The organism is Arthrobacter sp. Cza30, assembly GCF_059090765.1.
The window spans coordinates 620,808-635,784 of record NZ_JBNHGA010000003.1 but is presented as its reverse complement, the minus strand read 5'-3'; the positions used below and the strand labels follow the sequence as shown (position 1 = coordinate 635,784).

The window sequence follows — 14,977 nt, the reverse complement described above, 5'->3', positions numbered from 1 at the left end:
ACGTCGCCGCGCCCTTCGCGCGCTGCGACTGGATGATCTTCATGGCAACGGGGAGGATCACGGGAAGGTACTTGATGACATTGCGGAGCATGGCACGAGTCTCGCTCGCGCGAGGGGACGCCGTCCTGTCATTGTCAGTTCTGCGGTCCTGTGATACCTGCGGGTCCCGCACCCCTCTCCGCAGCCCCGCGTTTGGTGTCGCGCGATGCGCCACCGAGCTACGTGCGCCTCTATGCGAAGGTCCACACGGCAGGGCAGAGTGTCACCTCGCTTGCAGCCGGCGCGCTGGCATCTTCGCTGGTCCCGACGTTCTTTCGAGGATACCCCCCGCGGGTATCGATATAGTGGTGGTGGATACCCGCGGTGGGTATCCGGGAAGGGCGGCTTCGTGACCAACACGGCGAAGGGCAGCGGCACGAGGGTGGCCCTGCTGGTGATCGCGACTACCCAGCTGATGCTCGTGCTGGACGACTCGATCGTGAACATCGCGCTACCGACCATCCAGTCCGAGCTCGATGTGACCGTGGCCACTCTTCCGTGGGTGGTCAACGCCTACATCCTGACGTTCGGCGCCTTGCTGCTCGTGGGTGGGCGAGCCGGAGATCTGTGGGGTCGGCGGACGGTGCTGCGTGTCGGGCTCACCATCTTCGTGCTGGCCTCCCTGCTCGGCGGCCTGAGCCCGATCACGGACGTGCTGATCGCCTCGCGCGCGCTGCAGGGAGTTGGTGCGGCGCTGGCGGCACCCAACGCGCTGGCGCTCATCGCCACGACCTTCGCCGACAGAGGAGAGCGAGACAGGGCCCTGTCCCTGTACGGCGCGATGTCCGGTCTCGGGATCGTGCTGGGGCTGCTCCTGGGCGGCGTGCTCACCCAGGCGTTCGGATGGCGATGGGTGTTCTTCATCAACATCCCGATCGGCATCCTCGTCCTACTCGGCACCCGCACATTGACCGCCGCCCAGCCCCACACCGGGCGCCTCGGTGCACTGGGTGCCGTCCTAGGAACCGCTGGCATGGCGGCGCTCGTCTACGCGATCACACGATTCGGCGAAGACGGCCTGACCGACTCCGTCGCATGGATCCTGATCGCCGCCGGACTCGTGCTGTCAGTGTTGTTCGTGCTCACGCAGGCCCGCAGCCGACAGCCACTGATTCCGCTCACCCTATTCCGCGATAGCAACCGCAGCGGCGCGTACATCATGATGCTGCTGCTCGCCATCGGACCCATGGGCACCTTCTACATCGTCACGCTCTACATGCAACAGGTGCTTGCTTTCTCGCCCCTGCGAGCCGGCGCGGCATGGCTACCCTTCGCCGCCGGCATCGTCGTCGGCGCGGCGGTCGCGCCGAAGCTGCTGCTGCGCCTGGCGCCCCGACTCGTCGGAGGCGTCGCGGCGCTCCTCAGTGCCGGAGCGGCACTTTGGTTTTCCACCATCACGGCCGACACCAACTATTGGTCACAGCTCGCTCCGGCCATGTTCATCCTCGCGGTCGGCTTCGGCGCGGGAGTCATCACTCTCACCCAAGCGGCTGTCTACAGAGTCGACTCCGATAAGGGCGGCATCGCCTCGGCGCTTCTGAATTCCGCCCAACAGATCGGCGTGGCCCTCGGCCTGTCGGTCCTTGCAAGCGTCGCCGCTACCACCACCGGAACCGCGGCAGCGACAACCGACCTCCTTGAGGGGTACCAGGCGGCTCTCCTCACCGCTACGGCCATCCTGCTCGCCGCTGGGATGGTCGGCGCAATCATGCTGAACACAACGCCCACCCCCACTACTTCAGCGCCGTCAGAGTAACCACCCCGCCGCAGGGCTTCTGCGTGATCGATGCGGGCGCCTGACGGATATAGAAGCTTCACGCGACCCACCCGCCAGAGACACCTGTGGCGACCGCGCCGATGACCGACACGCCGACGACAACGGCCACTCCCATCGCACCGCTCGCCAGCAACCGAACGTCGCACCATAGGGAGTGGTTGGCTGATTCCCATCGACATTCCGCGCGGTCGCCGACCGGCATGCGAGCGCTTGACGAGCAGCGGCCGCACGAGCGGACGACCGCCAGTGCGAGTCACCAGTCTTGAACCGCCGACGGTGGCGAGCCGGCAACGCGACCTGATTGGGTATGACCGTGGCGACAACGCGGCGCTGGACTCGAGCGGCAGTCGTTTGGGCGGGCGTTGCGATGGCAGCGGTCGCGTCCATTCTTCTTGCACCCCTTATCACCGTCGGATGGTGCTCTGACGCTGACGAAACCGGCACGTCGGTCTGCGACTCGGCGCAGCGGTCCGTCTTCGGATTCGACACCAACGGCTGGCTGTGGCTTGGAGCCGTCGGTTTGATCATCATCGGAACGCTCGCGGTTGTGATGTCAGCGCCAAGACGACAACGGTCGGGACGCGAGCGCGCGTAGCACGACGGGCCCGCGCAGCGAGAAAGACGCCACCATCCTGCCCTAGCCTGGGCCCATGCGGATGCTCCTGACATCCAACGGGATCGCGAACACCCCGATCCGAGACGCGCTCGTCGATCTGCTCGGCAAGCCGATCGCCGAGTCCCGCGTGGTGGTTGTGCTCGACGCGATCCTGGGATTCCCCGGCGACAGCACGACGCTCGTCGAGCATCTCAAGGGGTTGAGCTCGCTGGGCTGGGCGGAGTTCGACGTGGCCTCGCTCTTCGCCGGCCCGCGGGCGCTGGTCGAGTCGCGGCTGCGGTCCGCCGACGTGATCCTCGGCTATGGCGGCAGCAATCTGTGGTTGGCGCACGCCTGGACGGCGACCGGCCTGGCACCCGTTCTCGCCGAACTCCTCGAGGAAAAGGTGTACATCGGCTGGAGCGCGGGCTCGATGATCTTCTCGCGCCTGCTCGCCCGCTGGCCGCAGGGCTTCGATGATCAGGAGGAGGTCGAGCTGTTCGAGCTTGATGCGGTTGCCCCCGCCGTTCCGCTGTTCGACTGGTTCTTCGTAGGGCATCTCGGCGCCGCCTGGTTACCGGCGGAGGCCGAGGCGTGGGCCGCGCGCGGCGCAGCGCGGACGGGCCAGGCCGTCTGGTTCGTCGACGACGACTCCGCACTCCTCGTGCGCGACCCCACGGCCGACCCGATCGTCATCTCCTCGGGCCACTGGCGCCGCTTCGGCGCCGACGGCTCGTTGCTCGAGTCATACTGACTCCTGCCATATGTTGGTCGCGCTGATCAGGGTTCGGGAACATCGGTACCTGGGAAGGTGTTTCCGTCTGACCGGGGGCATTCCTGCCGCAGCCGCCGCGTCTCACGAGCTCTTGCGAGCGGCCGGGAGATGATGGCCCTATGTCCTCCTCCGTCGAACGCCGCTCCAACCCGACCGCCTGGGCCGCATTCTGGTTTGCGCTGGCTGGCCTCGTGCTCATGCCCATCCCCCTGTTCATCGGGCTGATCCTGGGCGGCGGCCTTTCCATCGTCGCCGCCATCCTGGCCGTGATCGCCCTCCTCAAAGGACTCGCGCGCAGCGGTAAGGGCATCGCGCCCGTCGTGTTCGCGGCGATCTTCATCGCGCTCACGTGGGGCGGCATCTCGATCGGCGGCGGCACCATCTGGTAGGTCGCCATCGCTGGCAGCTGCCATGATCGGCGCCCGGGCAGAGGCTCCGATTGATCGAGCGCTCCGGCTCACTACTCAGCGAGCGGGGGCGTGCGTAGGGTGATCGCCATGAGTGAAGACGGGTGGCGCGCGTTCCTGTCCGGCGACGGGGTCGACGACTGGGTGATCCTGCACGGCGGTCCGACGGCAGTGTTCAAAGTGTCATCACTCCGAGACGCTGCCCGGCTGGCCTCGGCGGTGTCGGAGGTGCCCGGGCTCGGGCCGCGAACGCTTCTCACCGCCACGTCGGATCGCCTCACCGTGAAGCTGACCCGCGAGATGTGGGGAACCGAGCCCGACCATCTCACCGTGGCGCGTGCGATCTCCGCGCTTGCGCGCGAGCATGGCGCGGTCGCTGATCGGAGCGCTGTGCAGGAGGTCCAGGTGGCGATCGCGGCGAAGCCGCAGGCGATCGACCTGCCGTTCTGGCGCGCCGTTCTCGGCTACGCGCCGATGCATGAGGACAACGGCATCGATCCGCTCGGTCAGAGTTCGACGATCTGGATGCAGGATCTCGACCCCTCGAAATCGCTCCGACACGCCATGCACATCGATGTCTCGCTCGCCCGGGACCAGATCGAGGCCCGTCTCGCCGCGGCCGTGGCTGCCGGCGGACGCATCGTCGACGACTCGGAAGCACCGAGCGCGTGGATCCTCGCAGACCGGTCCGGGAACAAAGTGTGCCTGGCGGCATGGCCCGATGGCGCTCGTCCCGCCTAGGCAACCGACGCGGCAGCCACGAGTCAGAATGACAAGAAGGGCGGTGATAACCGCCGTCGCACCCCTGCCTGCGAGCTCTTCGCGTGTTCCCAGGCCACCGATGCATGGTCAGTCATGTTCGACCCAGCAGACGAGAATGGCTGAGGCGAGCGCATACGCTGCTTCGGATCGTGTGGTGGTTCTGTCGGCGCCGAGTCCACTCGGAAGCGCCGTGGCGTCCACCAGCAGCGTTTTGCCATCCCGCACGAATGCGACGATGCCTTCACCGTTGGAGAACGATGGCATGCCGAGGCCTGCCATGCCGTCGATACGCTCGGCGTTGCCGAGGTTCTTCTGCAGTGCTGTGAAGTGCTCGTGGCCCTCGGCCTCGTTCGTGGCGTCATGGACGGAGAGCACCAACGGGTTCCCATCGACCTCGTAGGTGCAGGTGAACGTGGGCTTCTCCCACGAAGACGATGGAGCAACTTCCCTTTCCAGCTCCAGGACGCCAGCAACGGCGGTCACGACCTGACCGGCGCAGATCATCTGTGCTGCTTCCGACGGCCCGTCTTCGTTCTGGAGTTCGGCGTGTCCTTCATGCTCGGAACCGGACATCGCGGTCCCGTCGGGCATGACGTGGGACGTCCCCGCACCGGGGCTTTCCAGTGTCTCCGTGGCCGTCGCCGTACAGCCGGTCATCATTAGGGAGGCGATGGCGATAGCCCCGAGCCATGTCTTGTGTTTCATTCGATTTCTCCACATCGTTCGGTCAGGTCACGCTGACGAGCTTCGCGTAGACGACGAGGTTGTTCGCGTGGCGCGAGTTGTTCTCGTCGTACGCGTCGCAGGTGATGAGGCGAATCTCGGCACCTGGCACGGGGTAATAGATGGCCTTCGTCGGGAACTCGTCCTTCGGATACGTCTCGTTCTTGTACACCTCGAAGACCGCCGTTGCGCCGTCGGCGCGGGCGACGGAGACCCGGTCACCCGGCTGGAGGTTGCGAAGATCGTAGAAGACGCCGGTCGCGTCACTGAAGGAGCTGACGTGCCCGAGCAGCACGGACACGCCGGTGGAGCCGGGCGTGGCCGAGCCGTTGTACCAGCTCGCCGGTGATCCCTCATCGCCGGGTGGAACCTCGAGCGTGTTGTCCTCGCGCATGCCCGTCTCTATGAGTTCCGAGTCGATGTTCACCGTCGGAATGCTCAGGCTGACTGGCACTGAAGGCGCCATGGCGAGCGCCACGGAAGGCGGCAGCTCTTGCGTCGCGGCAGACGAGGGGATCCGGTCTGGTTCGGCGTCTACCGGGTGGCGAGAAGGAGCGGAATGGTCGGTGGGTGGATTGGAGGACTGCTGCGCATCACCGGTGGCACAGCCGGTCAGGAGCAGCAGCGCGGCCACCACCCCCGCCGCGAGGCGGAGATGGTGGTCGGTGCTGTTACGCGTCATGTGGAGGGATCCTCAGCGGGTCGCGTTGGCCCGACGGAGGACATACATTCCGCCGATCGCAGCGAGGCCGAGAACGCCACCCAGGGCGAGCATTCCGGCGTCGTTGCCACCGGTGTTGCCGGGATAGGCGACGCCTGTGTCGACACTTCCGGCCGGCTGCATCTCAAGAGCACCGCACAGGGCCGGCGAGGTCGCTGCCAGGGGGAGCTCGGGAACGAGGTCGCTCGGCGCTGTCGCACCTTCGGGCTGCGTTGCCGGGTCAAGACCGTGCACCACGATGACAGCCGTTCCGTTAGCCAGCGAGTCCTGGGTCTCCTGGTTCAGCTCGAACGTCTCCATGTACTCGATGGATGCGCCTGACGGCGCGACGGTGAGGTTCGTTCCGGCGGCGGGGCTCTTGTCGGCGTCGCCGACCGACAGCGTGGTGCCGATTCCGCCGTACGATGGGACACCCTCGGTCGTGCTGATGATGCCGTCGCCGTTCTCGTCGACGCTGATATCCGGGCAAGCACCCTGGGCGCCGACGTGGATGTGCTGCACATGCGGGTACGGATTGCCGTCGAACTCGGCCGCTAAGCCGGACGCGTTCAGCGTCACCGTGGCTGTGGCGCCCTCGACGTCGATCCACACCTCGCCGGATGCGCCGCTGTTGTTGATGACGTTCAGTGTTGCCGAGTACGACCCTGTGGCGTCCGCGGCCGTCGCCGGCGCCGCTGCCATCGCTACGAGGGCAAGGCCCAGCGCTGGGGCGACCATGAGTTGCTTCTTCACCAGAGATACCTCTTCCGAGCAGATTGCGGGCACCGAATCGTGCCCTATGCACTTCGGGTGTGGTGCCCTATGCGCTTCGGGAGTTGTTCGGAGCCTTCCGCCGATCGGATCGGTGTCGGTCGCAGATCTGGCGTCCGATGAAGGCGCCATCGCGCGTGTGGGGGAGGTCGTCGGGGCCCTATCCGAACGTGTAGTCGCTGACCCAGAGGCCGGGGATGACCTCCCGATCGCGGACGTGGGAGAACCCGGTGGCCTCGTACAGGCGACGTGCGGGGTCGTTGTCGCGACCGGTGGAGACGGTGACGCGGGACGCCAAGCGCAGTGCGCGTCGGACCAGCCTCGCGCCGATGCCCCGCCGGTGCTTCGCCGGGTCGACGACGAGGCGGTCGAGGTCGAGTTCGCCCCGGTCGATCGTGAAGCCCAGAGCTCCGACGATGCGATCCTCTTCCAGTTCGAGGAGCCAGTCCAGATTCGCGGCGATGAGGTCGTCCCGGCTCTCGTGCAGCGCGGGTATCCGGTCGTCGCCGATCAGCGTGGCCTCGACGGCGTACGCGTCCCGCTGGAGTCGCAGGAGTTGATCCGCGCGTCCGCGCACGTCCGCTGCCGTCAGTTCGCGCTCTGCCATCGTCGCCATCCTCCCAGAAGCGGGGTCGCGCGAGGGTGAAACCGCGATTCAGTCAGTCGCCACGACGCCCGCCCGGTGTGCCAGCACTGCGGCCTCCACCCGGTTGCGCACGCCGAGCTTCACGAGGATCGCGCTGACGTATCCCTTCACCGTGCCCTCCACGAGGTGCAGCCTTCGTCCGATCTCGGCGTTGGAGGCGCCGGCGCCGAGCAGCGCGAGCACCTCGCGCTCGCGGTCCGTCAGCGTGGCCACCGTGCGGCGGGCCTCGGTGTCCCGCGCGTGCCCGCCCTCCCGGTAGGGGGCGATGACCCGGCGGGCGATGTCAGGGGAGAGGTAGGCGCCGCCCTTCGCCACCGCGCGCACCCCCGCGATCAGCTCGCGCGGATCCGCCGCCTTCAACAGGAAGCCCAGCGCCCCGCCGCCGAGTGCGCGCTCGATGTAGTCGTCTTCGCCGAACGTCGTGAGCATGACGACGCGTGTGCCAGGCACGGTGGCGGCGATCTCACTGGCGGCGGCAAGGCCGTCGAGCACCGGCATCCGGATGTCGAGGACGGCCACGTCGGGACGGTGACGGTGCGTGCCGTCGATGGCCTGGCGGCCGTCGGCGGCCTCGAACACGATGTCGATCTCGGGGTCCGACTCCAGGATGGCGCGCACGCCTGCCCGCATCATCGCTTCGTCGTCGGCGATGAGCACCCTGATCATGGCGCCTCCAGCAAGGTCTTCTCGACGAGCACGCCCTCGTCGAAGCACAGTCGATACGTCGCGTCGGTGAAGTGAAGCCAGCTGTCCCGCGCCGCGAAGTAGTCGCACTCGGCGCCCTCGGGCGCGGGCGGCTCGGTCACGACCGGAACGGGCTTGGGAACCCCTGCGGGCAGGACAGTGGCGAGCTGCGAGCGCGTCATACCCAGCTCGATCCGCTCGTATGTGTCTGACGAGATCGCCGTCTGCGCCACCGTCGCCGCCTGCACCACACCGAAGCCCACGATCATGACGGCGACGATCGTGATCGGCACCACCGCGGCCTGCAGCGCCCGTCGCCGTGCGAGGCGCGCGTTCGACCGCAGCGCCGTGTCGCCGCCGCTCGCCATGGTGGGGCGCGCTGTGTCGGGCATCGCCGGCGTACGCAGCTGCAGGTGGAATCCGCCGTCGGCCGTGGGCTCCGCCTCGATCGAGGCTCCCAGCAGCTCCGCACGTCGACGGAGGCTCGGGATGCCGTGACCCCCGCCCTGCTGCCGCGGTTCGGCCGAGGCAGCGGAGCGCACCGACACGGTGAGGCCACCGGCGTCGGAGCCCGCCACACTGATCCACACCCGCGCCCCACGCGCGTGACGGGCGGCATTCGTGAGACCCTCGCGGACAGTGCGAACAGCAAGCTCCGCGAGCAGCGGGTGCGCCTCGGCGATCAGCGTGGGCTCCACATCGGCATCGACGGTCATGCCGGCGTCGCGCGCCCCCGTGATGAGGGCTTCGATGCCCGCGCCGCCGCTCGGGTCGAGGCGGCCAGGCCCGTCGGGGCGTGTCACCCGCACCACATCGCGCAGCCGACCGCTCGCCCGCACGGCTGCCTCGCGAAGCTCCCGGAACTGCTCGCGCTGCTCCGGGTCCAGCCCGCGTCCGAGCTCCAGCGCACCGGCCTGCACCGCGATGAGCGCGAGCTCGTGGCCGATCGTGTCGTGCAGGTCGTCGGCGATGCGTGCCCGCTCCTCTGCCTGCGCGCGCTCCGCGAGCGCCTCGGCATCCATCTCCCGCTGCTCGGCGCGAAGCAGTCGGTAGCGCCCCCACCACCACGGCGCGACGACCGCCAGGAGAGCAATGAGAACACTCGTCATCCAGTCCCCGAGTGGCGCTCCGCCCGGCAGTAGGAACGACACGGGCAGCGAGACGACGAACACGGCGGCGAAGGCGACGACCGCAGCGGCGAGCGACGACATCCGACGCCCGACCAGATGGCTGGCCACAGCCGCGGGAAGGAGGAGGAGCACGAGCGCGGAGTCGCCCCAGCGCGCGACCGGCAGTGCGGTGAACGTCGCCGCGACCAGCAGCAGGACGCCGGAGACAGTCGAAACCCGTCGCGCCGTCGCACCCCGGGATCGCAGCATCCCACCATCGTAGAAACCGGGGTTGCATCGCGAGACTGACGAAAGTCAGGTGAACACCATCCTCCCGTCGGATGTGACGGCCGTCGCGCCGTCCGTAGCGTCGCCGACATGGACCTGCTCGCGCTTCTGACGGCGCTCGTGACCGACCTCGCGGCATCACCCTGGGTGTACCTCGTGGTGTTCGCCGTGTGCGTCATCGACGGCTTCTTTCCACCCGTGCCGAGCGAGACAGTCGTCGTCGGCGCCGCCACGATCTCGGTCGCGACCGGTGAGCCGTCTCTGCTGCTGCTCATCGGCGTCGCGGCGGCGGGCGCGATCGCCGGCGACAACATCGCGTACCAGCTGGGACGCGGGCTCGGCACGACCCGCTTCCGGTGGATGCGCACCAAGCGGATCGCCTCCGCCGTCGATTGGGCTCGACGCGGACTCGACCGCCGGGGCGCGCTTCTGATCTTCACAGCGCGATACATCCCGGTAGGCCGCATCGCTGTCAACATGACGGCAGGAGCAACGGGATACCCGCTTCGCCGGTTCGTTCCGCTGTCGGTCGCGGCGGGTGTCGCGTGGGCCGCGTACTCGGCGATCTTCGGCATCGTGGCGGGGCAGTGGCTCCACGACCAGCCTCTGCTGGCGGTCGTGCTCGCGGTCGCGGTCGCGGCTCTCGTGGGCGCGGTGCTCGATGCGGTTCTTCGCCGCATCCTCCGACGCGCCGATGCGGCAGCCGGCCTCGGGAAAGCCGGTGCGCTCCCGATTGAGAAGTCGGTGTGCGTGTAGTGGTTCGGCGACTCGTGGCCCGTCCGGGGATGCGAGTAAGCCGATCGGCCTCGGCGCAAGCCCCCGGCGCATTCTCGCGTCCCGCCGGCATCCCGAGAAGGATGGGAGCATGTCGACCCATCCGTACGAGTCGAAACCATGGCTGGCCGCATACGCCGAGGGCGTCCCCCACGAGATCGCGGAACCGACGCAGACGCTGCCGGAGATGATGCAGGCGAGTGTCCGTGCGTACGGGCGCCGACCGGCACTCGAGTTCTTCGGGGCGGTGACGACGTACCGTGACGTGGGGGAGCAGATCGACCGCGCCGCCGAGGGCCTGCGACGTCTGGGCGTGCGCAAGGGCGACCGCGTCGCGATCGTGCTGCCGAACTGTCCCCAGCACGTCGTCGCCTTCTACGCGGCCCTTCGTCTCGGTGCGATCGTGATCGAGCACAACCCGCTCTACACGGCCCGGGAGCTCCGTCACCAGTTCGAAGACCACGGCGCGCGCTTCGCGATCGCCTGGGACAAAATCGCCGACACGCTCGCCGACTTCCCCTCGGACCTGAAGCTCGAGCGGATCGTGAGCGTCGACATCACGACGGCTCTGCCGCTGACCAAGCGGATTCTCCTGCGCCTGCCGATCCCCCAGGCGCGCGCATCCCGCGCACAGCTGACCGGTACGCCCAAGGCCAGGAACCTGCTCACCTGGAGCAGACTGCTCGGCAACCGTCGTCTTTCTCGCCGCATCCCGGGGCCTTCGCTCGACGACATCGCGCTTCTGCAGTACACCAGCGGCACGACGGGTGCGCCGAAAGGCGCGATCCTCACGCACGCGAACCTGCGGGCGAACGCCATGCAAGGTCGGGCCTGGGTTCCGGGACTCGTCGAAGGGCAGGAGGTGTTCTACGGCGTGCTGCCTCTGTTCCACGCCTACGGCATGACGCTCTGCCTGACCTTCGCCATGAGCATCGGCGCCAAGCTGGTCCTCTTCCCGAAGTTCGGCCTGGACCTGGTGAAGGATGCCGCGCGCAAGAGCCCGCCGACCTTCTTTCCGGGAGTCCCTCCCATCTACGATCAACTCGCGCGAGCGGCATCGCGGGGAACGATCGACCTCTCGACCGTCCGCTTCGCGATCTCCGGCGCGATGAGCCTTCCCGTCGCCACGGTCGGCCGCTGGGAGGAGGCCACCGGCGGCCTGCTCGTGGAGGGATACGGGATGACCGAGACATCCCCCGTCGCGCTCGGCAACCCGATCGGCCCCACCCGTCGCCCGGGCACGGTGGGAGTGCCGTTCCCGAGCACCGAGATCCGCGTGGTCGATCCCGACGATCCCACCGTCGACCGGCCACTGGGTGAACCGGGCGAACTGCTGATCCGCGGACCGCAGGTGTTCCAGGGCTACTGGGGGCGACCCGCCGACACCGCCGCAACGCTGCTCGCCGACGGCTGGCTGCGAACCGGTGACATCGCATCCGTCTCGCCCGACGGGTTCGTCACCATCGTCGACCGGCTCAAGGAGCTCGTCATCACCGGCGGCTTCAACGTCTCACCCACCGAGGTGGAGCAGGCGCTGGAAGCGCACCCCGACGTCTCCGAAGCGGCCGTGGTGGCGCTTCCCCGGACGAGCGGAGGCGAGGACGTCGCCGCCGCCGTCGTGATGCGGGAGGGCGCGGTCCTCGACGTCGACGCGCTCCGCGACCACTGTCGCACTCGCCTCACGGCCTACAAGGTGCCCAAGCACATCGTCGCCGTCGAGGACCTCCCCCGGTCCCTCATCGGCAAGGTCCTGCGCCGCGAGGTGCGGGAGCGGATCCTCGCCCAGCGGTAGCGCGAGCTTCTCACCGGAACGTGGGCGAAGGCTGAACTTCAGCCAAGGATTGCTCGCACCAGCGACTTCCCCTTGTCCCCCAAATGGGGGACAAGGTACGGTCGTCGATGCGGGGGAGAGCGTCTGGTGCAGAAGCGCTCATCTGGGGCCCGCGACGGAGACGCGGCGGTCTGGGGGCGCGGCGTCTCCGCCATGAGCGACACTCCCCTCGGGACGTGGTGGGGGCAACCATCACGCCCGAGGGGAGCGAAGGAACCGCGTCGGCCGCACGAACTTCCCGCTGGGGACGGGAACGACGCTGGGGACGCCGGCGCGGCGCGGGTGACGCATCGGTTCACGCCGAACGATATGGGGGTGCCGGTTGTTAGCGCAATCATCTTGCGCAGGACCGCGCTGTGGTGCTGCGGACCGTTCTTCGTGGTGATGACCGGCGCACCCGCGTGGCACGGCGCGGCCGCGAGCTCAAAGCATGTCGACTGTTCCAGTGACGTGGTCGAAGAAGCCGCCGAACGGAGCATCCGTGTCGCCGGTGTCGCGCGCATCGAGCGGGACCGTCTCCTTGGTGAGGACGATGCGCTCGCGGCCGGTCATGTACACGCTCACGTCGCGGTTGCCCACAACCACGAACTCGACGAAACCGCCGCCCGCTCGGATCGCCTCCGCGATGCGCCGTTGCAGGTCGCCGTAATCCTGCGCCTGAGCGAGAAGGAACGGGTCCTCGCCGATGGTCAGCGTCGTACGCTCCATCGTGTGGTCGTCGGTCATGGGCACGGACGATAGGGGCTCGAGAGCGTGCGCGCCACGGGGTTGCGTGAACGCTGCTTACTGCCCGGCCGGAGCAGTGGTGGAGGGAGACGGCGCCGGCTCGGTCGCCGGTGTGGGCGCCGTTGACGGGGCGGTCGTCGGTGCCGGGTCCGGTGCTTCGTCCCCGGGCTGCGGGACAGGGGTGCTCTCGACGTCGGGCTGAGGCGGGCTGCTCGGTGTGGCATCCGGGGACGGGCCCGTGGACGGCGTCTGCTCCACCGGGCTGGGCGTCTCGGTCCTCGCGTCACCCTGGAGGATTTTGAGGATCTCGACTTTGTAGCGACTCAGCGCGTCGGCCAGCTCCGACAGCGGCCGGCCGGGGATGGACTGCGCGTAGGCGGCGATCTCCTTCCACAGCTCCTCGAGCGCGGCCATGGTTGCGGCATCCGGCGGGCCGTCGAGGGTGACCACGAGCTGGCTGGCGAGCGCGAACGCGACGCACTCGATGCACTGATAGTTGACCGCGGCCGAGAGGTTCTGCGGCACGACCACATCGGCCTCGCCGACGATCAGAACGACCTGGAAGCTCACCGCCACCGCCGCGCAGCCGGTGCAGCTGGCGAACGCGTAGGCCTCGTTCGTGGTGTCGACGAGGTTGTCATCTGCCCAGACGAGAGCGAAGGCCACGTCGTAGACGACCGAGCCGTCCTCCATGGCGACGGCGAGCGCCTGCGTGTCACCGGCGGATGCCGCCTCGGGCTTGGAGAAGGGGAAGACCCACGACGGCTCGGCGCTGTCGCGCGGCACCAGTACGACGGCGAGGAGCGGCTCCTCCGGTCCGGGCAGCGCCGCTCCTCCGGGGACGACCGCGACGGTGGAGCCCTGCTGCCCCTCCTGGATCACCGGCGTCTGCGCGCCGAACGAAGCCAACGGTGTAATGGCGCTCGCGAGAGTGCCGGATTCATAGGGCTGGACCGGCCGATACCGGTGCGCGTCAGGCCACCAGGCCAACGCGACGGCGGCGAGAAGCGCCAGCAGCGCGGCGATGGCGGCCGTACGGCGCACGGGGCGCCCCGCCGTCCGCTGCCATGCCGAGCGGACGAGCTGCCTCACGAGCCGGATCAGGATGTAGATCACGCCCGCCATGGGGATCGCGATCGCCACGATGCCGAGCAGATGAGCGCCCGCCGCGGCGACGTCGCCGCTCGCGGCCCCCTGCCCGAGCATGGCCGCCTGCTCCTGCACGCCGTGCCACGCCGTACCGAGGAGCCTCGGGAACGCCAGGACCAGGGCGACCGCCATGAGGATCAACAGCGGGACGACCAGAAGCACCCAGGCCGTGATCACAGCGCGAGCCCCGGGCTTCAGCATCCGGGCTTCAGGGTCGTTCCAGCGCCAGGGGAGCAGGCTTCGCAGCGTCGGGCCGATGCGCTGGAACAGGTCCGGCACACCGGTCGCATCGGCGAGGACGTGATAGCCGTCGAAGCGGACGATGGGGATGAGCTGGCGCACCATCATGATGAGCTGGGTCGCCACGATGAGCAGGATGGCGTCGAAGCCGGTGGCCCACCAGATCCCCACCATCGCGACGGCGACGATGGCGTTGAAGTAGAGCCCGCCGAGATCGGTCAGCAGCCGGCCGCGCCGGTTCAGGCGGTAGGAATCGGTGACGTCGGTGTAGAACGCTGGCCAGACCAGGTACAGGCCCGCGCCCATGGCGCCCGGCGCGGCACCGGCGCGCGCCGCGGCGGCCGCATGCCCGAACTCGTGGAAGCCGGCGGATGCCAGCGTCACGGCGAAGACGAGCAGGAGAAGGGCGGGTTGCGCGAACGCCTCGTGCGTCGCCGAGGCCAGGCCCTTCACCATGAGGACCCACCAGCACACCGCCGCGAAGGCCGCGAGCCCCGGGATGGCGACGAACGGTGAGAACAGCACCCGGAAGGGGCGGGTCAGTCGCCGCGTCGCCTCGGGGCTCGTCACCGCGATCCGGAACCGCATCCGAAGCAGCGGGTCCGCCTTCTTCACGCCGGGCTGGGATCCGTCCGCCAGGCGGAGCAGCCCGAGCGGCAGCAGGTGGGCGTCGATGAGCTTCTGGACGTCGCCGGCGCCGACCTTCCGTCCCTCGGCCACGCTGACCGCTTCGGCGATCCCCGTCGCGTCGCGCTTGCCGTCGATGGATGCCAGCACGCGGTACAGCAGCGGTGTGAGCTGCAGCACCTGGCCGTCGGCGCGCCGAACCAGGGCGGGCGGCTCCCTGTACCCCGACCCCTGCATCTCGCCGAGAAGCTGGACGCCGTCGGCGAGAGCAGGCGCGGACCGGGCGGCAGGCGCGGCGGACGGCGCCCCGGGCGGAGATGACGACAGGGGCGATTCGGCCGGGTGCGGCGGCAT

General features: G+C 68.7%; 14 protein-coding genes. 6 read left to right on the top strand and 8 right to left on the bottom strand.

Annotated elements, in window-relative coordinates:
* The first annotated feature begins 388 nt into the window (after window positions 1–388).
* The 4 genes from AC5RVZ_RS12405 (at window position 389) to AC5RVZ_RS12390 (ending at window position 4,334) form a co-directional block, all read left to right on the top strand.
* Window positions 389–1,795, top strand: a complete 1,407-nt coding sequence (locus AC5RVZ_RS12405) for an MFS transporter (RefSeq protein WP_494066061.1) — start codon at window positions 389–391, stop codon at window positions 1,793–1,795.
* A gap of 671 nt (window positions 1,796–2,466) precedes the next feature.
* Complete coding sequence (locus AC5RVZ_RS12400) at window positions 2,467–3,165, top strand: Type 1 glutamine amidotransferase-like domain-containing protein (RefSeq protein WP_494066060.1); 699 nt, start codon at window positions 2,467–2,469, stop codon at window positions 3,163–3,165.
* A 140-nt stretch (window positions 3,166–3,305) separates the two neighbouring features.
* Window positions 3,306–3,575: a hypothetical protein gene (locus AC5RVZ_RS12395; RefSeq protein ID WP_494066059.1), complete on the top strand. Its 270-nt coding sequence runs from the start codon at window positions 3,306–3,308 to the stop codon at window positions 3,573–3,575.
* 108 nt (window positions 3,576–3,683) lie between these two features.
* Entirely contained in the window at window positions 3,684–4,334 is a 651-nt protein-coding gene (locus AC5RVZ_RS12390) for a VOC family protein (protein ID WP_494066058.1), read from the top strand.
* A gap of 108 nt (window positions 4,335–4,442) precedes the next feature.
* Here AC5RVZ_RS12390 and AC5RVZ_RS12385 read toward each other — a convergent pair whose 3' ends face one another.
* The 6 genes from AC5RVZ_RS12385 to AC5RVZ_RS12360 form a co-directional block, all read right to left on the bottom strand.
* Window positions 4,443–5,060 carry a hypothetical protein gene (locus tag AC5RVZ_RS12385; RefSeq protein WP_494066057.1) on the bottom strand — a complete coding sequence of 206 codons (618 nt, stop codon included), beginning with the start codon at window positions 5,058–5,060 and terminating at the stop codon, window positions 4,443–4,445.
* 22 nt (window positions 5,061–5,082) lie between these two features.
* On the bottom strand, window positions 5,083–5,760 hold the full coding sequence (locus AC5RVZ_RS12380; RefSeq protein WP_494066056.1) for a sortase domain-containing protein: 678 nt from the start codon (window positions 5,758–5,760) through the stop codon (window positions 5,083–5,085).
* A gap of 12 nt (window positions 5,761–5,772) precedes the next feature.
* Complete coding sequence (locus AC5RVZ_RS12375) at window positions 5,773–6,531, bottom strand: hypothetical protein (RefSeq protein WP_494066055.1); 759 nt, start codon at window positions 6,529–6,531, stop codon at window positions 5,773–5,775.
* Between the two features lie 178 nt (window positions 6,532–6,709).
* On the bottom strand, window positions 6,710–7,156 hold the full coding sequence (locus AC5RVZ_RS12370; protein WP_494066054.1) for a GNAT family N-acetyltransferase: 447 nt from the start codon (window positions 7,154–7,156) through the stop codon (window positions 6,710–6,712).
* 48 nt (window positions 7,157–7,204) lie between these two features.
* The gene (locus AC5RVZ_RS12365; protein ID WP_494066053.1) at window positions 7,205–7,861 is read right to left on the bottom strand and encodes a response regulator; all 657 of its coding nucleotides are present in this window, start codon (window positions 7,859–7,861) and stop codon (window positions 7,205–7,207) included.
* Complete coding sequence (locus AC5RVZ_RS12360; RefSeq protein ID WP_494066052.1) at window positions 7,858–9,258, bottom strand: sensor histidine kinase; 1,401 nt, start codon at window positions 9,256–9,258, stop codon at window positions 7,858–7,860. The genes AC5RVZ_RS12365 and AC5RVZ_RS12360 overlap by 4 nt, the downstream gene beginning before the upstream one ends.
* Window positions 9,259–9,366: 108 nt before the next feature.
* On the opposite strand from AC5RVZ_RS12360, the gene AC5RVZ_RS12355 reads away from it, so the two are divergent.
* Window positions 9,367–10,032, top strand: a complete 666-nt coding sequence (locus AC5RVZ_RS12355; RefSeq protein WP_494066051.1) for a DedA family protein — start codon at window positions 9,367–9,369, stop codon at window positions 10,030–10,032.
* Window positions 10,033–10,141: 109 nt separating this feature from the next.
* A complete protein-coding gene (locus AC5RVZ_RS12350; RefSeq protein ID WP_494066050.1) occupies window positions 10,142–11,842 on the top strand; it encodes a long-chain-fatty-acid--CoA ligase in 1,701 nt (566 codons plus the stop codon).
* A gap of 462 nt (window positions 11,843–12,304) precedes the next feature.
* Here the strand turns inward: AC5RVZ_RS12350 and AC5RVZ_RS12345 are convergent, their stop codons facing one another.
* Window positions 12,305–12,607, bottom strand: a complete 303-nt coding sequence (locus AC5RVZ_RS12345; RefSeq protein ID WP_494066049.1) for a hypothetical protein — start codon at window positions 12,605–12,607, stop codon at window positions 12,305–12,307.
* A 57-nt stretch (window positions 12,608–12,664) separates the two neighbouring features.
* Window positions 12,665–14,977, bottom strand: coding sequence for a hypothetical protein (locus tag AC5RVZ_RS12340; RefSeq protein WP_494066048.1), 2,313 nt, complete (start codon window positions 14,975–14,977; stop codon window positions 12,665–12,667).